We start from the raw sequence: 20,742 nt of genomic DNA, 5'->3' as shown, positions 1-20,742 counted from the left end.
TGATTACACGCGGTTTTTTGCAAGGCCGAGGCTGGGCCGGCGTGTTGAAAAGACGATTTTAGATAGTGACTGAGTTGATGCTGGTAGGGATCCAAGCGTCGGGGTTCGTCGAGATACTAATCGAATACGTGCACGTTGCGATGATGAGGCCGAATACGCCCAGTACAGGCATTGTGTATCCGATTGAGATCATGAATGGGTCTTGGGGCGTAACCAGTTTGTTGGTCAGAAGTGAGAACAGTGGCCCTAAGAATAGTGCGGGGATGAGGAGTAAGAACCACGCTACCAGTTGAACGGCAAGAACCGATTTGTATGCCATCGCTGTGAACGCCATGAGGGCAAGGGAGATTAACAGCACCAGAAGCCAGTCACTTCCGGAAAGTTTTGGCATGAGCTGAGGTACGTTCAAAATCGTTGGCGTGATCGTGTTTGGAGAGCTCGCGAGTACTAGGAAGATCAGGGAGAGCGCAAAAAGTAGCGTGACGATGAAGTAGCCCGAAAGGACGGCCGGCCCAGGTTCTTTCACGGGCTTGAAGTTATTACGCTTACTCTGGCGTCTTTTCGCGAGCGTGACCATGAGGGCGGTGAAGAGGATGACAAAGGTTTGTAGCGGAAGTTGTTGCCACATGAGCATCGCTTGGGTTGAACTCGTTGGTGCGGGCGAAATGATTGAGTTTCCGATGAAAAGGGCTGCGAATGCGCCCGCCCACGTGGTTGTGATCACGATGCCAATCGCAGACCAGCGCGTGAGGTAGGCAAGAATGATGATCAAGATAGCAACGACGAGGATGCCTAACTGACCTGTGGGTGAGCCGAGGGGAATACCCGTGATGCTTCCCTCTTGCAGTAGCGCTGCGGAGTTATAGAGCAAGGTCAGGATGATTGGCGAGACAACGAATGAGAATACTGCGATGGTGCCCCGGCCCAGCAGGGCTTCGCGTTTTACGAGCGGGGCGTGAGCACGAACGTTTTCGGCAGTTAAACTCATGTCTACACTGTACCCAGCTAAGCTAAGACCGTGGTTGAACCTGGTACGTCGAAGTTCGCGTCGCTGGCGGCGTCTGCGCAAATGCGGGATTTGTTGCGCGAAATTGATGAAGGTGTTGCGCGCATCCGATTTTCGGAGGGGTTGCGCCGCGGCTGGGAGGCCGCGCGGGCGGAGGCCGGTGTGCAGCTCGCCCACTATGAGGCGGCCCTGGTGGGCGCGCGCACGGATTTAGCGCAGTTACGTTTGGCCACAATGGGACGTGTATTGGCGGAGGATCCGGCGCTACTTGCGGCGCTCGATATTTGGAAGGCACACCGCCTGGCCCAGCAGGATTGGGCGCCGTTGAACTCGCGGCAGCCGGTAAAAACCGTGGGACACCCGCTACCGCAGGTTCTTACGGCAACGCACAAGGCTCTAACCGCGCGTCTTTGTAGCGCGGGCGTGATCGCTGAGGATGACGTTGCCACCCTTAGAGATCCGCGGGCGCTCACGGCCGTGCGGGCTGTGTTGGCGGCCAAGTTGCCGGCTCCTATGCGTGCGGGTCTGCTCATTTGGTTGTTTGTGAATCGGCCGCTGTTTGCTACTCATTCGGAGCAGCTCGGCCGCGTCCTTGCCCGCCATCACCTGGTGGTGAGCGGGTTTGAGCCCAGTGGCACGCTGTTGATTTCACGCCAGCTGATGGGGGACGCACAGGCGAGCCTCGCCCTCAATAATGAGGATGTGGAGCCCTGGCTGTACGCCTATTGTGAGGCTATGGCCGCGGCGATTGACCCCACGTTGGACATGATTAGGGGCATTCAGGCCGGAAAACTGCCGCAGTAGTTTCCACAGGTTCGGCGCAGCGCGTCTTACCCACAACACTGCGCAAGTGAGCCGGAAGCTTTCACGCCCCCGCATTTTCATGGCTCTATGCGCGTGTTTTTGAAAGTGGAAGACCAGGCCAACGAGGTTGTTCGCGTCCTGCAGTTGATGGGGCATACGTTCGAGTGGTTTGGCGAAAGCGTGCCGAAACCGGGCGATTTATTGATTGTTGAGGACGAATCGGGACCCACAGGGGTGCGGCCCGGCGTGAATGTGGTGCGCTTGGGCGTGGATGTTGTGCTGCCCGGGGGAGAAGCCCAGCTGATGAGGATCATTGACGCTGGTTTTGCCTCTGGCAGGTTTGCGACGGTCGTTTTTGCAGGGGTGCGCGGAGGGGTAGGAACAACAAGCGCGCTGGCCCGCACTGCAAAAGGGCTGAAGCATGAGTCGGTTTTTGTGCTGGATTTGGGTGATGATCCAACGCTACGCGTAGCTTTGGCTGATACGCGCGTGACGCTGCTGACGTGGGATGACGTGAATATTTGCGAGGACGTGGTGCTATCGCGCTTGCCCCGTGGAATCCTCGCAGTTGTGGGGGCTAATGGTTGCACCCCTCCTCAGATAGCGGAGGTGGCGCCGCTTGTACGCGCCTTGCGCCGCGTGGGTCCGGTTCTGATTGATGCGGGTAAATGGACCCGTCAGGCGGCCCAGTTTTGTGCGCGTGAGGACGCCCGCCCGGTGCTACTAGGTAAGGTCCGGGCCGCGCGCATTCAGGTTGAGGCTGCGCGGCAGCGCCTGGTTGATTTCGGCCTTGCAGACCGTGCGGTTTGGCTTCCAAAAAACCCGAAGCTAAAGGATTTGGAGGTGGCTTGTGCGCGCTAGGGATCTACAAAACCGGATTGCGCGCGGAGAAGTGCCTGCCAAAGCGGTTGGACAGGCGGCCTCCCCGCTGGCGGGGGCGAGCGCATTGGTTAGCTCCGCGTGGACCTTGGACGCAACTATCGCCGGGCCCGGCCCAGCTCTCATGGAGTTGATCTCGCAAGAGGGGGTTAGCGACGTCCTCGTGAATGGAACCTCGGTGTGGGTGGATCGGCGCGGACGTATGGAGCGGGCGCAGGTTGATTTCTCTTCTTCGGCGCAGGTGCGGGAGTTAGCGGTGCGCATGGCGGCAACTGCGGGCACGCGTTTGGATGAGGCCATGCCGATTGCGGATGGCACCCTGCCCGACGGCACGCGCTTGCACGCGGTTTTGTCTCCGCCCGCGGTTGGCGGGCCACTGATCTCTTTGCGCACAAAACGGCGCAAGTCTTTCACCTTGGAGGAGCTACGCCAGAACGGCACGTGCACGGGGCCAATGTTTGACGCGATTGTGGGGCTGGTTGAGGCGCGCGCAAACGTATTGCTGTCAGGCGCCACGGGCACGGGCAAAACAACGCTGCTGTCTGCGATCTTGTCGAAGGTGGATGCGGGCCAGCGCATCATTTGTATTGAGGAGGTGCCAGAGCTTTCTCCCACTCACCCGCACGCGGTAACGATGTGTCAGCGCGGGGCGAATGTGCAGGGTGAGGGCGAGGTGAGCCTGGCGGATTTGGTGCGCGCCGCGATGCGGATGAGGCCGGACCGGTTGGTGCTTGGCGAATGTCGCGGGGCAGAGGTGCGTGACGTCCTCACTGCTTTCAATACGGGCCACGAGGGCGGGTGGGCAACGATCCACGCGAATACTGCGGCGGATGTGCCAGCGCGCTTGGTGGCTCTTGGAGCGCTCGCAGGGATGACTGACTCAACCGTGCACGCCCAGGCGGCCGCCGCGCTAGATGCGATTATTCACGTGGAGCGCCGCGCTGATGGCAAGCGCGAGGTCGCTCAGATAGCGGTGGTGGAGCCTGGCACTCCACTGCGGGTGCTGCCGGCTTTAACCCTTGCGGGCAGGGGGTCGGGGTTCGCGGCTCTGCAGGCGCGTCTTCATGCCGGTGGAGTATCTGGTCTTGGATCAGTCCTTATGACGACGGATATGGCGACGCCCGGCGGAGTCGTTTAGATGAGTACGCTGGCCGCGTTGGCGTGGACGCTTTTGTTCGTGCTTTTTGCTTCATCGTTGGTGGTTCGCAGGCGTAGGGAGCAGCGAGCGTTCACCGCTTGGAAGGGCGCGAGGAAGGTGGAACGAAAGCTCGCGGCGGACGTATCTGCTGCGATGCTGCTTGCGGACGTGGTGGCGCGTTTGCGTTCGGGAGCGGGTGTAGAAGCGGCTTGGCGCGGCGCGATTCTAGACGCGGGTTTGCCGTGGGGCGGGATGGATAGTCGGGGCGTTCCACAGTTGCCAAAGCAGTTGCGCGGATCGGCTCCGTCGGTGGAGGCGGCGTGCCGGTTGACGCATCAGATTGGGGCGCCGCTGGCCCAGATTTTGGAGTCGATTTTGGAGACGATTGATGAGGTCGATACGGCGAATCGGGATCGGGAGGTGGCGCGGGCTGGCCCGGAAACCACGGCGAAGTTGCTGACCGCACTGCCTCTTTTAGGCGTGGTGGCGGGGTTTGCGGTGGGTGTGGATGTGGTGGGGCTTTGGTTTGCGGGCGGCGCGGCAACGGTTGGCCTGATTGTAGGGGCCGTGTTTTGGGTGGCGGGCGTGGTGTGGGCGAAGCGGTTGATTGCGGCGGCGTCCCAGGAGGGGGAGCAGATTGACCCGGTGGTGCTGGTGGATCTGCTGGTTGCCAGTTTGAGTTCGGGAGCATCTATTCCGCATTCGTTGGATGCGCTGGGGGTGGCTTGCGGGGAGTCTCAGTTTGAGCGTTGCGCAGCTTTGCTTCGTATTGGCGCGCCTTTTGATGCGTTGCAGGAGCAGGTTAGCGAGGATGCGCTACCTATCGTTGCGGCGTTGCGTCCGGCGTGGACTTTGGGGGCGTCGCCGATTCCAATGTTGCGGCTACTTGGCGGGCGGATTCGGGCGACGAGGGCAGCCAAGGCGCGCGGTGAGGCGCAGAGGCTAGCTGTGCGCCTGGTCCTTCCGCTTGGGTTGTGCCTGCTGCCCGCGTTCGTGGCAATCAGCGTGGTGCCGATAGTGGCGTCAATAACCCTGCCCGGATTTTAGGGAGGCTACCCCTACGCGTCGGCCGAATCGTCCTTGTCGTTTTGCTCGGCAGTTTGGGGCACGACGATCAGTTCGGTGTTGGATTCGCGGCAGATTTCCAGTACGGAACGCGATGGTTCAACGTCGGTAATCAGGTAGTCGAAGTCGCCAAGTTCAGCCGTTTTGCACAGTGCGCGGCGAGTGAACTTCGTGTGATCAGCCACCAGAATCCGAACCTGCGCGGCCTGCAGCATCGCCTGTTTCGTTTCCGCAACGTAATCGTACGGGTTGTACACCGCTCCGTCGGTGATGGCCGTGTCGGACATTAGGCAGAAGTCGGCACGGAACCGCTCCACCTCGGCAACTGTGCGCGCCCCATAAAACGAGTTTGACCACGACGAATAGCGTCCACCCAAGCAATGTAGCTCCACCATGGGGGCTCGCCCCACCGCCTGCACCACGGCCAGAGAATTTGTGATGACCGTAAGCGGAGAGCGCCCCGTCAGTTCGTGAAGCGCAGGCAGGCACGAGGAGGAATCGTCAATCAATAGGGATGAAGCACGCGGAATCAGTTCGCTAATCACCGGGGCAAACGATTCCTTAACCTCGGTCAAAATGCCGGATCGGAGCATGGAGGAAAGGTCTACAACCGTTGACTCCGCAGGCTCCACGTACCCGCGGCCCAGACTAACCAGTCCTTCGCTGACCAACTGGGAGACGTCGCGGTAGACGGTGACAACGGAGACGTCGAGGAGCTCTGCAAGCTCCTCGACGTCTAGGCCGCCAGCTTCGAGCACGGCGCCTACAAGCCGAGCTTTCCGGCGCTCTTGTGCACTTAGCTTTTTCAAACAGTCCTCATTACTTCTTGTGCGGGACTACCGCCACCTTGATTCCGGTGCCATTAGCCGCCACGGTAATAGCTTCATGAACGTCCGCAAGCTCAAACGTGTGAGTATGCAAAGACTTCACATCTATTTTACCCTCACCGATAAGGCGTAGCGCTTTTTCATGCGCTGCACGGCCCGCGTTGGACGCGCCGGTGATAACGAGTTCGCGATAGTGAATGAGGTTCGGATCGATCTGCGCTTTTGCGACCTTAGAGAAGCCCGCGAAAGCGTTTACGTGACCGCCCTTGCGCATGCACAAAAGCACGTCCTCAACAAGTTCAGGCCTGCCAATGCAGATCACGCCAATGTCTGCGCCTTCTCCGTCGGTCAGGTTTTTACAGAACTCAGCGAGGTCCGTCTGCGTGGGGTCCACAGTGTGCGTGGCACCCATCTTCTTGGCGAACTCGCGCCTCGACTCTGACGGGTCAGAAACAATGATGTTGCTGGCTCCTGCCAGGCGGCACACCTGAGTGTGTAGCAAACCGATCGGCCCAGCACCAGCAATGAGAACGGTGTCTCCAATGCCGGGCTGGTAGTTGTGCGCGCCATTAATCACGCAGCCAAGTGGTTCGGCCAAAGCAACCTCAACGGCACTTAGATGCGAGGGCGCTTTAAACACGCCACCTCGTTGCAGCGCCTCGGCGGGGATGCGAATGTATTCAGCCAGGCCGCCGTTAATCCCGTATCCGAAGATTTCAGAGTCGGTGCACAGGTGTTCCATTCCGCGGCGGCAGTAGTAGCACTGCCCACACGGCACGGTTGGGAGGACGCCTACCAGGTCTCCAACTTCGAAGCCTTCAACTTCGGAGCCAACCTCTTCAACGTACCCAGAGATTTCATGTCCGAGGACGATGCCAAGGTCGATGCCCGCGGTCTTCTCACCGCGGAGAATGCGCCCATCCGTGCCGCACACGGTGTTTGCTCCCACGCGGAGAACGAGGCCGTCGGTACCTGCGCTAGGCTTCTCAATTTCTCTTAGTTCGAGCTGTCCAGGTCCTGCAAAAACCGCGGCTTTCACTTGGCATCACCGTGAACAATCGCAGAGAGTTCCTTCATGACGCCAGCCATATCTTCTACCTGCCAGACGTTGCGGCCGTAGATCAGGCCGCGAGCGCCCGACTCGATGGCCTCGCCAGCTAGGCGGCTAACTTCACTGCGGTCAGCTGCGGAGCCGCCGAGAGTAAGAACAGGAATGTTACCAACCTCTTCAATCAAAGTGCGTTCAGCTTCAACATCGCCCACGTATTCGGTCTTGATAGCGTCAGCACCGATCTCAGCGGCAATGCGGCACATCTGGCGCAGGAGCTTGGGGTCCTTTTGGTCTTCGTTTTGCAGGCCCCACAGGGTTGCTTCAACAATCACGGGCAGGCCAATCTGGTGAGCTTCCGCGATGAAATGAGCAACTTCCTGCACGTTGTCGTAGAACATGCCGTCAGCAGCGGGGCGTCCGATCAGGTACATGCATACGGCGGTGGCGCCAAGTTCAAGGGCCTCTTGAGGAGTGGTGAGAACCCGGTAGGCCTCTCCCATCTCCTTCTTCATGTTCGGGTCCAGGGTGGTCCAGTCTACGCGCAGGATCGGTTCGGGGCCGCCGCGCCGGCCAAACAGGTGTGCTCCCTGCTCAAGCATTCCGCGGTTTAGGAGGATACCCTCGGGGTTGCCCTCAACGATTTTCTCTAGCAAATCTACGGGATTGCCCAGCCCGTCGGGGATTGGCAGAGACTGGCCGTGGTCGAATGCCACAATGAATGACCTGTTGGTATCGCTGTCAAAAATTCGTGATAGTCGAATGTTCTTGCCGGTCATGTTTTCTCCTAATATTCTTCGTCTACTTCGGGGTCTTTACCGAGTCGGCCAACTGCGATCTGATCGAGCGTGCGCATGTTGTTCTCGCTAAGTTTGATGCGCGGGGCCGAAAGATTGTCTTTCCATCTGTCTGGGTTTGCGGACTTAGCTACCGATGAGATTCCGCGGGCAGAAGCCCACGCGATGCACACTGCCGCGGGCGAGCAAGAGTGCTCAGCGGCAATCTTCTTGACGTCAGGGTGTTCAAGAAGGCCTTTGCCTCGTCCAATAACTCCCCAACCTTGCGGTGCAATGTCGTTTTCAAGGCAGAAATTCACGAGGTCGATTTGCGCAAACCCAGGGTGTACCTCGAACTGGTTCACTGCCGGGTATTCGCCGAACTCCTCGCGGATTTTTTGTAGGTGCGCGATGGGGAAGTTGCATACGCCAATGTTCTTGATGAAACCTTCTTCACGTAGCTGCATGAGCGCCTCGTAAGACTCGAGGTAGAGCCCTAGGCGCGGTAGGGGCCAGTGAATGTGGTACAGGTCGATGTAGTCCAGCCCAAGGTTTCGTAGCGTGGCAAAAAATGCGCGTCTAGCTTGCTCTAACCCTTGGTCGCCACCGCGCAGTTTCGAGGCAACAAGTACCTCTTCTCGCTCCACGCCGGAGTTTAGGACGCCTTGCCCTACTCCATATTCGTTGTGGTAGCGCTGCGCGGTGTCGACCATACGGTAGCCGTCGCCAATTGCACGTGCTACGCAAGTGGCTGCGTGCGCGTCATCTAGCTTCCATGTGCCATACGCAACGGCTGGAATTTTCATACGGGTTTTCTCCTTATCGACGCTGAATGTCGGCAAGCTTGTGGCTCATCGGAGCCGTTGCCGGGTACAGGTCGAGGTAGGTTTGGAACATTTCTGAGTAGAGCTCGAGGTTGTCCTCATTTGGCACGATTTCGCGCTCGGCTCGGTTCCAAACGGTGGTTTCATCTACGCATCCGGCTGCCATTGCGGCTAGTAGTGCGTCACCGTAGGAGGCGCCGATCGTTACCTCGGGGATGTACTGCTTAATGCCGATAATGTCGGACATGATTTGAGGCCAGAGCCCGCCGGTGGTTCCGCCGCCAACAGCCCAGTATTCGGTTGCTTGGCCGCCGCAGCCCCGGATCGTTTCCAGCAGGTGGCGAGAACCAAATCCGGTAGCTTCAAGCGCGGAGCGGTAAATGTCGCCCTGCTTGTGTGTAAGGTTCAGGCCGGCCAGAAGGCCGCGCGCGTCCGGATCTGCAATAGGTGTGCGTTCGCCCGAGAAGTAAGGCAACATGATCAGGCCGTTCGATCCGGGTTTGGACTGCGCGGCCATCTCGGAAAGCTCGTCATATCCGAGGCCGGTGAGTTCGCTGATCCACGTGGTGAGAGAGCCGGTGGTTGACATGCCGCCCGATAGGTTCGAGGTGCCTTCGAGCAGGCCTGCGCAAGACCACAGCGACGGGCCCTCGAGAGCACGGTCCGAGATCTGTACTGCCACCATGGTGGAGCCGTACATCAGCATGACTTGACCCGGCTGGCGCACGCCTACCGACAGTGCTTCAACGAAGGCGTCAACGGAGCCTACGGCCACGGGTGTTCCGGGGCGGAGGCCGGTGATGCGAGCAGCGTTATCGGTGATGCGGCCGGCAATCTCGTTAGACCACATCAGGCGCGGCATTGGAAGATCGCCGCAAATGTCCTCGACCCACTCATCTACCCAGTCGTTGGTAAACGGCGAGTAGAGAGGCTCGCACATGGATGCGGCCAGGTGGTCTAGTACGTATTCGCCCGTCAGGTGGAACACGCAGTAGGTGTGTGCCATCAGGAAGCGGCGAGTCTTGGCCCAAACCTCGGGCTCGTTGCGCTTAACCCATTCGATCTTCGGACCCACGGACTGGGACGTCATGCCGTTGCCACACTTCTTCAGCACGGCCTCTTCGCCGTAGCGTTCGGTGAGCTCGTCAATTTCCTTAGAGGAGCGGGTGTCAACGCCGTAGAGGATTGCGTTGCGCAGCGGCGTGCCGCGCTCATCAGCGGCGAGGAACACGGGGCCGATGCCCGAAATACAAAGACCTGCTACGTCGCCCTTCGCGCGGGTTGCGAGTTCGCGGCAAATTTTAACAACGTCGGACCACCACACTGCGTCCGCATCGTGTTCTGCCCATCCGGGCTTGGGGAATGAGGTTTCGTGCCTAACTACTTCCGAGTAGAGCACGTTGCCCTTGGTGTCTGAAAGCACGCCTTTAGTGGAACCGGTGCCAATATCAATGCCTATAACTAGATCTGCCATGGCTTTAATCTCCTTTGACCTTGCCAGCCATCGTTGATCGCTTGTTGCATTCAACGCCACTAAGTTATCAAGAAAATGATATATGCGATACTACTTTTGAGAAAAAGCTTTAGAACTTTCCAATTCGTTGCCAAATTTCACCTATACTCGGCGCTATGAAGCCTGATACCCCATTTGTTGGATCCGACCTAGACTCTCTGATTCGTCTGGCCCGCGCCATGGGGCGCGTGGACGCGATGGCATTTGACGTGGACGGCACGCTTGCAGACGCAAGCTCGTACGTTCCAAAAAGCACGATCAGCGCGCTGGCCCGCCTCGCAAATGCCGGTGTTCAGCCAGTAATCATCACCGGACGCGTGTACCCGGCCGCCTCGGAGATTCTTCATGACGCGCACTGCCCGGGCATTGTCGTAGCCTCAAACGGGGCGGTAGTGGGCGACTGCGAAACAGATGAAATCTTGTACCAGCACCCTATGGAGCCGGAGTTTTCGCGCGGCCTCATAGATCTTGGCCGTAAGCACGACCTGTCGATCACGCTGTTCCTGTTCGATTCCATGGTTTCTGATCGCGACGACTTTTCTGCCCGGTTCTTGAAGGATGCGAATGAGGGGTTGGCCGTGCGGATTGAGGACATCGATCAGATTGATCCGGACCTCATTTTGAAAATCATGTACGCCCATCCCGATCCGCAGGTGCTTGACCAGCTGACTCCGGAGCTTCTTGAGCGTTTCCCGGATTTGCAGCGGTCTTTGAATAACTACTTTGAGATTGTTTCGCCCGGCGAAGGCAAGAAGAAGGCGCTACACATTGTGGCGGACAAGCTGGGTTGGGACCTGGAGCGTGTTGCTGGATTTGGTGACGGCGGCAATGACGTGCATTGGATGCCTGAAACCGGCTGGCCCATCGCGATGGAGAACGCGCGCGATGAGGTGAAGGCGATCGCTCGCGGCGTCATTGGCCACCACAACCACGGGGGCGTTGAAAACTTCATTGACGCCTACCTGCACGTGCACGGCTAAACGTAGTTTTGATTGTTGAGGCCGCCTCGAGCATCTGCCGGGGCGGCCTTGCCGTGTCCCTAGGTTGAAAGCTACCCACAGGTCCGGCAAACCGGGGCGTGTCCACAGCGCCTACAAGGTGGCCTCGAATCCGGATTAAGGGTGCGAGAAAGTTCCGGTGACATATCGAGAAGGAGGGAAAATATGTCACCACAAAAACGAATTTCCATGCGGATGTTCGCGCCCTATTGGCAGGGTCGTTCTATGCGCGGAGACATTGATGGCGCGCGGCGTGATTTTGATGAGGGTGGTTTTGTTACCGCGGAATACGCGGTGGGTATTTTGGCAGCGGTCGCGTTCGCTGGAGTTTTGCTGGCGGTACTGAAGTCCGGGGCAATCAAGTCGATGCTCACGTCAATCATCCAGTCGGCGCTCAGTGTCTAGGTTGAAGGGCGAGGCGGGGATGGTGACGGCTGAAACCGCGGTTACTATCCCCGCACTTCTCGCAGTTTTTGCTCTGATGATTGCAGGAGTGTCAGCCGCTACTAGCCAGGGTCAGGCATGCCACGCGGCGCGAACAGCTGCTCGGGCAGTGTCCGTTGGCATGAGTGACGCGCAAGCGTCCAGCTTGGCAGTCCAGTCGGTTTCACGCGAAGCAAGCGTGTCGATCGCGCACGCGGGAGCCGGCGCCACGGTAACCGCGGCGATGTCTGCGGGCACCCTAGCAGTGCCGGTTCGGTGTGAGGTTTCCGTGCAAAAAGAGGCCAGCTTTGCACCGTGATGAGCAGGGAGGGGCGGCTATGAAAGCGGCGAACACGGCTGCGCTCACACGGGGCGGTAGCCAGCGTGTGGCCCGCGGATTACCTGCTGCGGCGCAACATTGGGCTTCTAAAAGGCGTGCGCACAGCGAGGCGGGCAACGCCACTGTGAGGGCGATTGCGGTTGTGACAGCTCTGGTAATGATTGCGGCCGTGGCGGCACTTGCACTTGACGTTTTGGCCGCAAAAACTAGGGCGCAGGCGGCTCTAGACCTAGCCACGTTAGCTGGCGCGTCGGCATTGATCGATTCAGTTGGCGCTACCTACGGGGCTGATCCGTGCGCGGTGGTGAGCAAAGTGTGTGCAAGCAATGGCATCGCGCTGACCAGTTGCGTCGCTGACGGGCTCGACGTTGTTACCGCAGCCAGTGTGCGGGTGTCCTCGTGTGACGTACATGTGCGCTCGCGGGCGGGCCCCAAGAATCCGCAGGTGATTAGCCAAGTTCAGTTTGACCGTTGATGATGCGGCTTAGGCAACGCGGGACCGGCTAGGTGGGGCAGTGCTCGATCAGATAGCGCAAGAGGGTGCGGGCTCCTGATTTAGACAGGGGTTCGTTGCGGTTGCCGCACTTGGGTGATTGCACGCAGGAGGGGCAGCCGTCCTCGCAGGGGCAAGCCTCAATCACGTTGAGGGTTGCCCGCACCCACTCGTAGGCATTCTTCCAAGCGTGCTCGGCAAAACCAGCGCCCCCGGGGTAGGCGTCGTGTACAAAAACCGTGGGCATGCCCGTTTGTTCGTGGTCGGCCGCCGATAGGCCGCCTAAATCCCAGCGGTCACACGTGGCTAGCAACGGCAAAATACCGATAGAGGCGTGCTCTGCCGCATGCAGAGCGCCGGGCAGGTCCGCGGCTGACACTCCGAGCTTCGCGGCCACGGCCTCGTCGATCTGCCACCACACGGACATGGTCAGGAGCTTTTGTACCGGCATGTCCAACTTGGTGTTCGAGATGAACTGCAGGCCGGGCAGACGCAGCGTGTCAAAGTCGGTGACTTGGGAAGACACTTCCACTTCACCAAAACTCCACGTAACCGCACCATCGCTCCAGGTATCCGCGGCGTTCAGGATCTGCACGCGCGACTGCACGGTTGGGCGAGTGCGCAAGTCGGTCACCACCGGGCGCACCAAAGCCACGCGGGTGCCGCCCGTAGCTGCGCTGGTTGCGCCCGAACCAGTGCCGCGCAAAGTACCACCCGCAACTGCGGGCTGCGAAGTCAGCTCGGTGACTTGGAAGGTGCGGCCTTGATGCACGTAAATCGCCCCCGGATGCACTTGCGCGCTAGCCTGGTCTGATGCAACGGTGCCAATCACGGTGCCCGTAGCTTCTTCCACCACCTGCACCTCCATTGCGCTGCCGCGCAATTCCGTCAGGTCGTGAGCGCGCATCGGTAGCGCCACGTTCCAATACCATCCGCTTGGGCGCCTACGCAGGTAACCCTGCTCCGCCAGCGCGTCAAAAACCGTTGTCGACTCCAGCCCAAACAGTTGCAAATCCGCCTCGGTTAGCGGTAGTTCGCTCGCTGCCGCGCACAGGTGCGGTGTCAACACGTACGGGTTTGCCGGGTCAAACGTGGTGGCCTCGGCTGCCTCTAAAATCAGGTTGGGATTGTGGATGATGAATGAATCAAGCGGATTATCCGAGGCAATCAGCACCGATACTCCGTGTGCGCCGGCCCTGCCCGCACGCCCCACCTGTTGCCACAGCGATGCGCGCGTGCCCGGCCAACCGGCCGTGATCGTCGCGTCCAGGCCAGAAACGTCAACGCCGAGCTCCAGCGCGTTAGTGGTTGCCAGCCCGGCCACCGCGCCCGTGCGAAGCGAGGTTTCTAAAGCGCGACGCTCCTCGGGCAAATATCCGCCGCGATAAGACGCCACTTTAGACATCAACTGCGGCGCCCGCGTTGACAGTACATCCCGCGCCTTAGCCGCAACAGATTCCGCGGCCGCCCGCGAGCGCACAAACGTCAGCAGTTTTGCGCCGCGTTGCACCATTTCGGCCATCAAGATAGCGGCCTCCGAGGTAGCAGACCGGCGCTGCATGCCCGCTAAGAGCACGCGGGTTTCCTCCCCCTCGGCCTCGATGGCAGCAAGGAAGTCTTCAATCGGAACATCTTTCGGGGCCATGAATGCCGGCTGCCAGAGCACCAGGTCTTTCGGGCCGGACGGTGAACCGTCTTCCGTCACCCACACGACCTCGCCCTCGTGAACTCCAATCAGGTTCGCGGCAGTGCGTTCGGCCTCGGACACGGTTGCCGAAAGCATGATCACAGTTGGATCCGCGCCAAGGTGGCGGGCAATGCGTAGCAGGCGGCGCAGAACGAGGGCGATGTGGGCTCCGGTAACGCCGCGCCAATAGTGCATTTCGTCGATCACTATGAACCGCAGACCAGAAAGCAGGCGCGTCCACCGCTCGTGACCGGGCAGGAGGACGTGGTGCAAATAGTCCGGGTTTGTGAGGATTACGTCGGCAAACCCGCGGGCCCAATCCTTCGCTTCGCGAGGCGTGTCCCCGTCTGCCGTGCCGATGCGCACCGAAAGAGGCTCCTCGCCACCTGCAATCACGGCCTGCAAATGCTGCAACTGGTCCGCTGCCAGCGCCTTCGTTGGCGCCAAGTACAGGGCGGTCGGTCGGTGTCGCATCTGCGAAAGCCGGGTGCCAGAGCCCTCCTCGATGGCCGAAATAATCGGTAGCCAAGCGGCAAGTGACTTGCCCGAGCCCGTGCCCGTAGAAATCACGGTATGCCAGCCCTCGTAGGCGGCTGTGGCGGCCTGTGCCTGGTGCGACCACGGCCGCCTAATTCCCATCCGCTCATAACTGGCCACCACGCGCGGATGCGCCCACTCGGGCCAATCAGTTAGACGCTCCTCGCGCCCCGGTACGGTCAGGGTGGAAACCAGGCGGTCGCTGTTGCCCGCAATCGAAGACAGTGCGCCCAGCAGGCGCTGCGCCATTGACTCCGCCTGCCCGCCCATCACTAATTCGCTAACTGCGTTGCAACGCCCCTAGCTATCGACTGCATGAAGTTGATGCCATCCATTCCAGAGGCCACGCCAGCGGAAATGTTATCCACCAGTTGCTCCTCGTTCATGCCCGCATCCACCGAGCAAATGTAATCCGCACAAACCTCAATCATGCCGTCGTTTACAAGCGTGTAAATCGTGGGGAAGTAGCGCTCCCGGTTCCACTGGTCCGTAGCCGTGAACAGCGTTGCCATCGCCTGCATCGACATTGGCAGATCCGTCTTCCACAAAATCCGAACCGACAAGAACTTACCCGCGGTGGTGAAAGCAAACTGGAACGGGAAGCCCGAGAAGTTCGCCAGGCCAAAGCCCTCCTCCTCGAACACTTCAAACGAGGTGCCCATCGACTCAACCGCGTGCCCGATGCGCTCAAACGTTACCGGTGAGGGAACCTTCGGGTCATCTGATACCACGTGCAAAGTCATCGGCCTACCTCCTCTTCATCGCGCGGTACATCAACGAGGTGAGGAAGCGCTTTTTCTAAATCCTGGAAATAGCCGAGCACCATGGTCAGCGCCGTCTCGTAAAAATCTGTCAGTTGCGCCTTTGTGGCACCCTTAGAAATCACGAGGCTGGCCTCTGCTCCCACGCTGAACTCGGCGGCCTCCTTTATAGGAACCAGATAGGCTTTTGGGCCAGAACGCTGCACGTTACACGCGTGCACCTGCTGAGTTAGTAGCCCAAAATCGTCCTCGGACTTTGAAACGCCGCGCCAAAGTCCGCGAATCTGCAGGATTGACGGCGACGAGAAGTTTACAAAAATGAGGCCCGTCTGCGCCGCAAACACGAACTCGTGCTCACCATTTTTGTGAATGTCGAACCCATCTTCTGAGTTATCAAGCTCGCACAGGAAATGTCGGACGCGTTCTGGTGTCACTAGCGATGGGATTTCCGCCGTCACTGCCACTCTCCTCGTATAAGCCTCAAACTCTTTGATCTGATAACAGGTTAGGTGAGGTGGATCGCTCGCGCGCGTCGAATCGAATCAAATGGGGCGGGATGAGATTATTATTCACTGGTAACACGTGGAGGGAACAAGAGTGAGCGACCAGGGGCAAACCCCGATATTCACAGCGAATAGTCGGCGCACACTACGCGTCGTACTCACTTTTGGTGCGCTCTTAGCGCTACTTCTGCTGGCCATCGGGGGCTTATATACGAGCACGGGCCAACTTCTGGATCAGGCGGCTTTGGACGTTGCGATGCAGCGCGCCTCCAGCTTCGACTGGGTTAACGGCATACTGACCAACTCGATCTCGCTGTACACCGTCGCGATTGCCGCGGGCGTAATCATGCTGATTGCGGCCGTGCGAGGACGCTTCGCACTCGCGCTGCGTGCCGGCGTGATGATACTCGGCGCAAACCTAATGACACAGGTGCTGAAAACCTACCTGCTACACCGCCCCTACCTGGGGATAGGTTTTGACCTGCCCAACTCGTTCCCATCGGGACACACCACACTCCTGGTGTCACTAGCGTTGGCGCTCGCGGTCGTGCTGCCGCGCGAAATCCGCTCAATCACGGGGTTCGTACTGTCGTTTGTTGTGGCCGGCCTGGTCATTTCAATAGTTATCCTCGGCTGGCATAGGCCCCTCGACGTCATCGGAGGCATCCTGGTGGCGTTCATGTGGGCGATGGCGCTTGCGCCGCAGGAGGAACCCAGCCCGCCCTCGGACCGCCTAAATACCGGGGCAATCATCGGTTCTTTGGTAGTCCTCGTTCTGTTGATTACCGCGTTTGTGATTAAGCGCGATCAGTTGGCGGCAACTCTTACGCACGTCTCGCAGGGCGTGCCGGTAGAGGCGTTAGCCGCTGGATCTCGCGCGCTTGCCCACATTTACACCGCCGGCACGTGCGCGATACTTGCCGCCCTGGTTGTATTAGCCATTAACCTCGTGGTCTACCTTCAAACCGGGCGCAAACGCGCATAAAACGAGGCCGGGACGCGCCCGGCCTCGCTCATGTTATCTGGATCAACTGCTACTTCTTGGTTGAATCTGTAGCGCCGCGCCAAATGTTGATGCCGGCTTCAACCGCGTACTGGTCGATCTGCTCGATTTCTTCGTCGCTGAACTCCAGGTTTTCGGTGGCCTTGAGGTTTTCCTCCAGCTGTTTCACCGAAGAAGCACCAATCAGGGCTGAATCCACGCTGTAGCCATTCTGGTCGCGGAGCACCCAAGAGATCGCCATCTGGGCCATCGTCTGGCCGCGCCGCTCGGCGATCTTTGACAGTTTGCGTACATGATCCAGGTTCTCTTCGCGAAGCATGTCGCGGCTGAGCGATTTGCCTGCCGCCGCCCTCGAATCCGCAGGAATGCCGTGCAGGTAGCGGCCAGTAAGCAGGCCCTGCGCCAGCGGGCTGAACACGATCATGCCCATGCCTTCGCGCGCGCACGTCTCGATCAGGTTCGGCTCGCCCTCCTCAACCCACCTGTTCAACATCGAGTAGGACGGCTGGTGAATAGCCAGCGGCGTGCCCAGGTCACGCATGATTGCCTGCGCCCGCATCGTATCTTCTGGCGAGTATGAAGAAATGCCCACGTATAGTGCTTTGCCAGCTTTGACCGCGCTATGGAGTGCAAGCATGGTTTCTTCAAGGTCGGTGTCGGCGTCGGGGCGGTGAGAATAGAAAATATCCACGTAGTCCAGGCCCATGCGCTGTAAAGACTGATCCAGCGAGGCCGTCAGGTACTTACGCGAACCGCCGTTGCCGTAGGGGCCGGGCCACATGTCCCAGCCGGCTTTGGAAGAAATGATGAGTTCGTCGCGATAGGGAAGCAGGTCTTCGTGCAGGATGCGACCAAAGTTCTTCTCTGCGCTACCAAATGGAGGTCCGTAGTTGTTGGCGAGGTCGAAGTGGTTAACCCCCAGGTCGAATGCGCGGCGAACGATGTCGCGCTGGGTTTGTAGCGGCTTGTCGTCGCCGAAGTTGTGCCAAAAGCCAAGTGAGACGGGAGGAAGTCGCAGACCGGTCTTGGCCAGGCGACGGTATTCCACGTTGTTGTAGCGGTCCGAAGCTGGCGCGTACTCGTCGATGCCGTAGTTTGGGATTCTGGAATTCCTCATGTGTCCCTCTCTGCGCGTTTTTGTGATGCATTGCACATGCGCGCGACGCAGAAAATAACGAATGTGTCCTCATTAATCGTACCCAGGGATCGAATGGATTTTGGGCGGGGCCGAGAATTGCCTGAAATGTTAGGAAAAGTAGCGCCTGCCTCGCCTCGAAAATCGGTTTAGAGTCCGCGCCACGCCGAAACGATATACAAATTGACACCCTATCTAGTAGTTGCAATAGTGTAACTACACAACATGTAGGGGTTGTGGTGCGTTTTCGATCTCATGCGCCAACTCTTACGTAACGATGCGAAACCCCAACCCAAAAGGAAGCAGTGAGCGAGTATGCACTCAGAAAATGGCGCTGTGCCGGTTTACAACGTGGACGCAATCTCCACCATCGACGAGTACCTGGATCAGTCTGACTGGCGTGTAAACGCGAACGCGAACCAGGATTACTCCGTGGGCGGCCTCATTCTCAATACGGCTGGGAAAATGGTTGCAAACTACTGGCTCACGCGTGTTTTCAGTGCCGAGGCCGGCGCTGCGCACCGCGAGGGTGACATTCACATTCACGACCTCGACATGCTGTCGGGCTACTGCGCCGGATGGTCCCTCAAACAACTCTTGCAAGAGGGTTTCAACGGGGTTCCGGGTGCCATCGCATCCGCGCCGCCCAAGCACTTCTCGTCCGCCTGCGGCCAGATTGTGAACTTCCTGGGCACCTTGCAGAACGAGTGGGCCGGAGCGCAAGCGTTCTCCTCGTTTGACACCTACATGGCGCCTTTCGTGCGCCTGGACAACATGAGGTACGAGGACATCTTGCAAAATATGCAAGAGCTTATCTACAACCTGAACGTTCCCTCGCGCTGGGGTTCGCAGTGCCCGTTTACGAACCTGACGTTTGATTGGACCTGCCCGGAGGATCTGAAGAACGAAACGCCCCTCATTGGCGATGAGCTGTGCGACTTCACCTACGGTGACCTGCAGGCGGAAATGGACATGATTAACCGCGCGTTCATGGAGGTCATGACGGGCGGTGACGCGGACGGTCGCGTGTTCACGTTCCCGATCCCTACCTACAACATCACGCCCGATTTTGATTGGGAGGGCGAGAACACAGATCTGCTGTTTGAGATGACCGCGAAGTATGGCCTGCCCTACTTCCAGAACTTCTTGAACTCGGACCTTGATCCGGGCATGATCCGTTCGATGTGCTGCAGGCTCCAGTTGGATCTGCGCGAACTGCTCAAGCGCGGCAACGGCCTGTTTGGATCGGCAGAACAGACCGGTTCGATTGGCGTTGTAACGATCAACATGGCCCGCCTCGGATACCTGTTTGCGGGTGATGAGGACGGCTTGTACAAGCGTTTGGACCAGCTGATCGACATTGCCTCTGACACGCTGGAGAAGCGCCGCAAGGTTGTGCAGCACTACATGGATAACGGATTGTTCCCCTACACCAAGCGCTACCTGGGCACGTTGGATAACCACTTCACCACTATCGGCGTGAACGGCATGAACGAGATGGTTCGCAACTTCACGCTGGATGAACATGACATTACGAGCGAGTATGGCCACGACATGGCGGCGCGCATCCTCGATCACGTGAATGAGCGCATGGTTCATCTTCAGGAGAGCACGGGCAACCTGTACAACCTGGAGGCCACGCCCGCGGAGGGCACCACTTACCGCCTGGCGCGCGAGGACCAAAAGCGCTTCCCCACCATCATTCAGGCGGGCACACCGGACGCGCCCTACTACACCAACTCTTCGCAGCTACCGGCCGGTTACACGGATGATCCGTTCGAGGCCCTCGAAATGCAGGAGGAGTTGCAGGGCAAGTACACGGGCGGAACGGTGCTGCACCTGTACATGGGCGAGCGAGTCTCTTCCGCTAAGGCTTGCAAGGAACTGGTGCGCCGCTCGCTGGCCGCGTTCAAGGTTCCCTACATTACGATCACTCCGACCTTCTCGATCTGCCCAACGCACGGTTATCTCGCGGGAGAGCACTTCGATTGCCCCAAGTGTGCGGATCGCGGACGCGAGCAGGCATGCGAGGTGTGGACCAGGGTTATGGGCTACTTCCGCCCCGTAACTTCGTTTAATACCGGCAAGCAGTCGGAGTACAAGGAACGCCAGATGTTTACTGAGCAGGCGGCAAGCGAGCACGGCCCGCTGCGCTCTCGCGTTGCACAAAAGGCGCAGCTGGAGGCGCAAGCATAGTGTTTGAGGCGGATGCGCGGGACCTGCAGATTGCGGGTCTCGCGCCCATGTCTACCGTGGATTGGCCAGGAAAACTCGTTGCCACGGTGTTTACGCAGGGGTGCCCGTGGGCGTGCGGGTACTGCCACAATCACGCGATCATTGACACGCGTGTGCCCGGCGTTGTTGCGTGGGACGAGGTGGTTGCTTTGATGCGCCGCCGCCAAGGCCTGCTCGATGGCGTGGTGTTTTCCGGGGGAGAAGCCACGCGCCAGCGCGCCCTGTTTGCCGCCGCGGCTGAGGTGAAACAGATGGGTTTCGAGGTGGGCCTGCACACTGCCGGGCCGTACCCGAAGCTGCTTGATGAACTGCTTGGCACCGGCCTGGTTGATTGGGTGGGCATGGATGTTAAAGCCACCGCGCAGAACTATCCTCGCGTTGTGGGGCGGCCCAACTCGGGTGAGAAGGCGTGGGAGTCACTGGGCATCCTGCTTCGCCGCGCCCGCGAGCAGGATTTTGACTACGAAGTGCGCTTAACGGCGTTCCCCGCCTCGTCTGGTGACGAGCTGGACGTGGCGCGCGGATGTTTGGAGGCAGGCGTGAAATCGTTCGCTCTCCAGCAGGCTAGGGCAGAAGGGGCGCCCGATAATTTCCAGGCGGATCTGCCCGGATGGCAGGATCAGTTCGACGCGCTCGCTCGCGATATTGGCTCTCTTGGCTTTGAATCCTTCATTGTTCGCCCCGCTTAAAGTCTGGAAATGCGCTAGGTTCATGGAATACTAGCCACGTCAGATATTTGCCTATAAG

At 59.1% G+C, this 20,742-nt stretch carries 21 protein-coding genes; 11 read left to right on the top strand and 10 right to left on the bottom strand.

The genetic code is table 11. The features are described 5' to 3' along the window. Positions 1-58: 58 nt before the first annotated feature. Positions 59-988: a hypothetical protein gene (locus tag HMPREF2854_RS02820; RefSeq protein WP_070618687.1), complete on the bottom strand. Its 930-nt coding sequence runs from the start codon at positions 986-988 to the stop codon at positions 59-61. 30 nt (positions 989-1,018) lie between these two features. Here HMPREF2854_RS02820 and HMPREF2854_RS02815 point away from each other — a divergent pair, with 30 nt between their 5' ends. From HMPREF2854_RS02815 to HMPREF2854_RS02800, 4 genes are all read left to right on the top strand, one after another. Beyond that, positions 1,019-1,810, top strand: coding sequence for a hypothetical protein (locus HMPREF2854_RS02815; protein ID WP_148130876.1), 792 nt, complete (start codon positions 1,019-1,021; stop codon positions 1,808-1,810). 87 nt (positions 1,811-1,897) lie between these two features. Next, positions 1,898-2,671: a hypothetical protein gene (locus HMPREF2854_RS02810; RefSeq protein ID WP_070665054.1), complete on the top strand. Its 774-nt coding sequence runs from the start codon at positions 1,898-1,900 to the stop codon at positions 2,669-2,671. Beyond that, a complete protein-coding gene (locus tag HMPREF2854_RS02805) occupies positions 2,661-3,827 on the top strand; it encodes a TadA family conjugal transfer-associated ATPase (protein WP_070618678.1) in 1,167 nt (388 codons plus the stop codon). The genes HMPREF2854_RS02810 and HMPREF2854_RS02805 overlap by 11 nt, the downstream gene beginning before the upstream one ends. After that, positions 3,828-4,874 carry a type II secretion system F family protein gene (locus tag HMPREF2854_RS02800; RefSeq protein ID WP_070618675.1) on the top strand — a complete coding sequence of 349 codons (1,047 nt, stop codon included), beginning with the start codon at positions 3,828-3,830 and terminating at the stop codon, positions 4,872-4,874. A gap of 11 nt (positions 4,875-4,885) precedes the next feature. Here the strand turns inward: HMPREF2854_RS02800 and HMPREF2854_RS02795 are convergent, their stop codons facing one another. Genes HMPREF2854_RS02795 through HMPREF2854_RS02775 form a run of 5 tightly spaced genes read right to left on the bottom strand, consistent with a single transcriptional unit; the run spans position 4,886 to position 9,841 of the window. Beyond that, positions 4,886-5,701, bottom strand: coding sequence for a DeoR/GlpR family DNA-binding transcription regulator (locus HMPREF2854_RS02795; RefSeq protein ID WP_070618672.1), 816 nt, complete (start codon positions 5,699-5,701; stop codon positions 4,886-4,888). Positions 5,702-5,711: 10 nt separating this feature from the next. Further along, positions 5,712-6,758, bottom strand: a complete 1,047-nt coding sequence (locus HMPREF2854_RS02790; RefSeq protein WP_070618669.1) for a zinc-dependent dehydrogenase — start codon at positions 6,756-6,758, stop codon at positions 5,712-5,714. Further along, positions 6,755-7,546, bottom strand: coding sequence for a class I fructose-bisphosphate aldolase (locus HMPREF2854_RS02785; protein ID WP_070618666.1), 792 nt, complete (start codon positions 7,544-7,546; stop codon positions 6,755-6,757). The genes HMPREF2854_RS02790 and HMPREF2854_RS02785 overlap by 4 nt, the downstream gene beginning before the upstream one ends. An 8-nt stretch (positions 7,547-7,554) precedes the next feature. Continuing rightward, positions 7,555-8,349, bottom strand: coding sequence for an aldo/keto reductase (locus HMPREF2854_RS02780; protein WP_052038999.1), 795 nt, complete (start codon positions 8,347-8,349; stop codon positions 7,555-7,557). A 13-nt stretch (positions 8,350-8,362) separates the two neighbouring features. After that, a complete protein-coding gene (locus HMPREF2854_RS02775) occupies positions 8,363-9,841 on the bottom strand; it encodes an FGGY-family carbohydrate kinase (RefSeq protein ID WP_070618663.1) in 1,479 nt (492 codons plus the stop codon). 155 nt (positions 9,842-9,996) lie between these two features. Between HMPREF2854_RS02775 and HMPREF2854_RS02770 the strand changes: the two genes are divergently transcribed. The 4 genes from HMPREF2854_RS02770 (at position 9,997) to HMPREF2854_RS02755 (ending at position 12,116) form a co-directional block, all read left to right on the top strand. Continuing rightward, positions 9,997-10,860: a Cof-type HAD-IIB family hydrolase gene (locus HMPREF2854_RS02770; RefSeq protein WP_070618660.1), complete on the top strand. Its 864-nt coding sequence runs from the start codon at positions 9,997-9,999 to the stop codon at positions 10,858-10,860. A 183-nt stretch (positions 10,861-11,043) separates the two neighbouring features. Continuing rightward, positions 11,044-11,283 carry a DUF4244 domain-containing protein gene (locus HMPREF2854_RS02765; RefSeq protein WP_102218256.1) on the top strand — a complete coding sequence of 80 codons (240 nt, stop codon included), beginning with the start codon at positions 11,044-11,046 and terminating at the stop codon, positions 11,281-11,283. Beyond that, positions 11,276-11,620 carry a TadE family type IV pilus minor pilin gene (locus HMPREF2854_RS02760; protein WP_146002528.1) on the top strand — a complete coding sequence of 115 codons (345 nt, stop codon included), beginning with the start codon at positions 11,276-11,278 and terminating at the stop codon, positions 11,618-11,620. The genes HMPREF2854_RS02765 and HMPREF2854_RS02760 overlap by 8 nt, the downstream gene beginning before the upstream one ends. 19 nt (positions 11,621-11,639) lie before the next feature. Further along, positions 11,640-12,116, top strand: a complete 477-nt coding sequence (locus HMPREF2854_RS02755; RefSeq protein WP_070618654.1) for an Rv3654c family TadE-like protein — start codon at positions 11,640-11,642, stop codon at positions 12,114-12,116. Positions 12,117-12,144: 28 nt separating this feature from the next. Here the strand turns inward: HMPREF2854_RS02755 and HMPREF2854_RS02750 are convergent, their stop codons facing one another. Genes HMPREF2854_RS02750 through HMPREF2854_RS02740 form a run of 3 tightly spaced genes read right to left on the bottom strand, consistent with a single transcriptional unit; the run spans position 12,145 to position 15,583 of the window. Continuing rightward, on the bottom strand, positions 12,145-14,607 hold the full coding sequence (locus HMPREF2854_RS02750) for a DEAD/DEAH box helicase (protein WP_083309378.1): 2,463 nt from the start codon (positions 14,605-14,607) through the stop codon (positions 12,145-12,147). 23 nt (positions 14,608-14,630) lie between these two features. Continuing rightward, positions 14,631-15,101 carry a YbjN domain-containing protein gene (locus HMPREF2854_RS02745; RefSeq protein ID WP_070618649.1) on the bottom strand — a complete coding sequence of 157 codons (471 nt, stop codon included), beginning with the start codon at positions 15,099-15,101 and terminating at the stop codon, positions 14,631-14,633. Continuing rightward, on the bottom strand, positions 15,098-15,583 hold the full coding sequence (locus tag HMPREF2854_RS02740; protein ID WP_186822474.1) for a YbjN domain-containing protein: 486 nt from the start codon (positions 15,581-15,583) through the stop codon (positions 15,098-15,100). The genes HMPREF2854_RS02745 and HMPREF2854_RS02740 overlap by 4 nt, the downstream gene beginning before the upstream one ends. A 133-nt stretch (positions 15,584-15,716) precedes the next feature. On the opposite strand from HMPREF2854_RS02740, the gene HMPREF2854_RS02735 reads away from it, so the two are divergent. Then, positions 15,717-16,607 carry a phosphatase PAP2 family protein gene (locus HMPREF2854_RS02735; protein ID WP_070618645.1) on the top strand — a complete coding sequence of 297 codons (891 nt, stop codon included), beginning with the start codon at positions 15,717-15,719 and terminating at the stop codon, positions 16,605-16,607. 49 nt (positions 16,608-16,656) lie between these two features. Here HMPREF2854_RS02735 and mgrA read toward each other — a convergent pair whose 3' ends face one another. After that, the gene (mgrA, locus tag HMPREF2854_RS02730) at positions 16,657-17,742 is read right to left on the bottom strand and encodes an L-glyceraldehyde 3-phosphate reductase (RefSeq protein ID WP_070618642.1); all 1,086 of its coding nucleotides are present in this window, start codon (positions 17,740-17,742) and stop codon (positions 16,657-16,659) included. 333 nt (positions 17,743-18,075) lie between these two features. Between mgrA and HMPREF2854_RS02725 the strand changes: the two genes are divergently transcribed. Continuing rightward, positions 18,076-19,956: a ribonucleoside triphosphate reductase gene (locus HMPREF2854_RS02725; RefSeq protein ID WP_070618639.1), complete on the top strand. Its 1,881-nt coding sequence runs from the start codon at positions 18,076-18,078 to the stop codon at positions 19,954-19,956. Beyond that, a complete protein-coding gene (locus HMPREF2854_RS02720) occupies positions 19,956-20,684 on the top strand; it encodes an anaerobic ribonucleoside-triphosphate reductase activating protein (RefSeq protein ID WP_083309333.1) in 729 nt (242 codons plus the stop codon). Before HMPREF2854_RS02725 ends, HMPREF2854_RS02720 begins: the two co-directional genes overlap by 1 nt. Positions 20,685-20,742 lie beyond the last annotated feature (58 nt).

The organism is Actinomyces sp. HMSC075B09 (assembly GCF_001812395.1).
GTDB lineage: Bacteria > Actinomycetota > Actinomycetes > Actinomycetales > Actinomycetaceae > Gleimia > Gleimia europaea.
Note: the sequence above shows the minus strand (reverse complement) of the source record. Positions and strands in the feature narration are given on the sequence as shown.

Excerpts from the sequence above, each read along its gene's own strand:
- HMPREF2854_RS02770 (WP_070618660.1), top strand. The coding sequence starts at position 9,997 with ATGAAGCCTGATACCCCATTTGTTGGATCCGACCTAGACTCTCTGATT.
- mgrA (WP_070618642.1), bottom strand. The coding sequence starts at position 17,742 with ATGAGGAATTCCAGAATCCCAAACTACGGCATCGACGAGTACGCGCCA.
- HMPREF2854_RS02750 (WP_083309378.1), bottom strand. The coding sequence starts at position 14,607 with ATGGCGCAGCGCCTGCTGGGCGCACTGTCTTCGATTGCGGGCAACAGC.
- HMPREF2854_RS02780 (WP_052038999.1), bottom strand. The coding sequence starts at position 8,349 with ATGAAAATTCCAGCCGTTGCGTATGGCACATGGAAGCTAGATGACGCG.
- HMPREF2854_RS02785 (WP_070618666.1), bottom strand. The coding sequence starts at position 7,546 with ATGACCGGCAAGAACATTCGACTATCACGAATTTTTGACAGCGATACC.
- HMPREF2854_RS02765 (WP_102218256.1), top strand. The coding sequence starts at position 11,044 with ATGTCACCACAAAAACGAATTTCCATGCGGATGTTCGCGCCCTATTGG.
- HMPREF2854_RS02820 (WP_070618687.1), bottom strand. The coding sequence starts at position 988 with ATGAGTTTAACTGCCGAAAACGTTCGTGCTCACGCCCCGCTCGTAAAA.
- HMPREF2854_RS02745 (WP_070618649.1), bottom strand. The coding sequence starts at position 15,101 with ATGACTTTGCACGTGGTATCAGATGACCCGAAGGTTCCCTCACCGGTA.
- HMPREF2854_RS02775 (WP_070618663.1), bottom strand. The coding sequence starts at position 9,841 with ATGGCAGATCTAGTTATAGGCATTGATATTGGCACCGGTTCCACTAAA.
- HMPREF2854_RS02755 (WP_070618654.1), top strand. The coding sequence starts at position 11,640 with ATGAAAGCGGCGAACACGGCTGCGCTCACACGGGGCGGTAGCCAGCGT.
- HMPREF2854_RS02800 (WP_070618675.1), top strand. The coding sequence starts at position 3,828 with ATGAGTACGCTGGCCGCGTTGGCGTGGACGCTTTTGTTCGTGCTTTTT.
- HMPREF2854_RS02725 (WP_070618639.1), top strand. The coding sequence starts at position 18,076 with ATGCACTCAGAAAATGGCGCTGTGCCGGTTTACAACGTGGACGCAATC.
- HMPREF2854_RS02810 (WP_070665054.1), top strand. The coding sequence starts at position 1,898 with ATGCGCGTGTTTTTGAAAGTGGAAGACCAGGCCAACGAGGTTGTTCGC.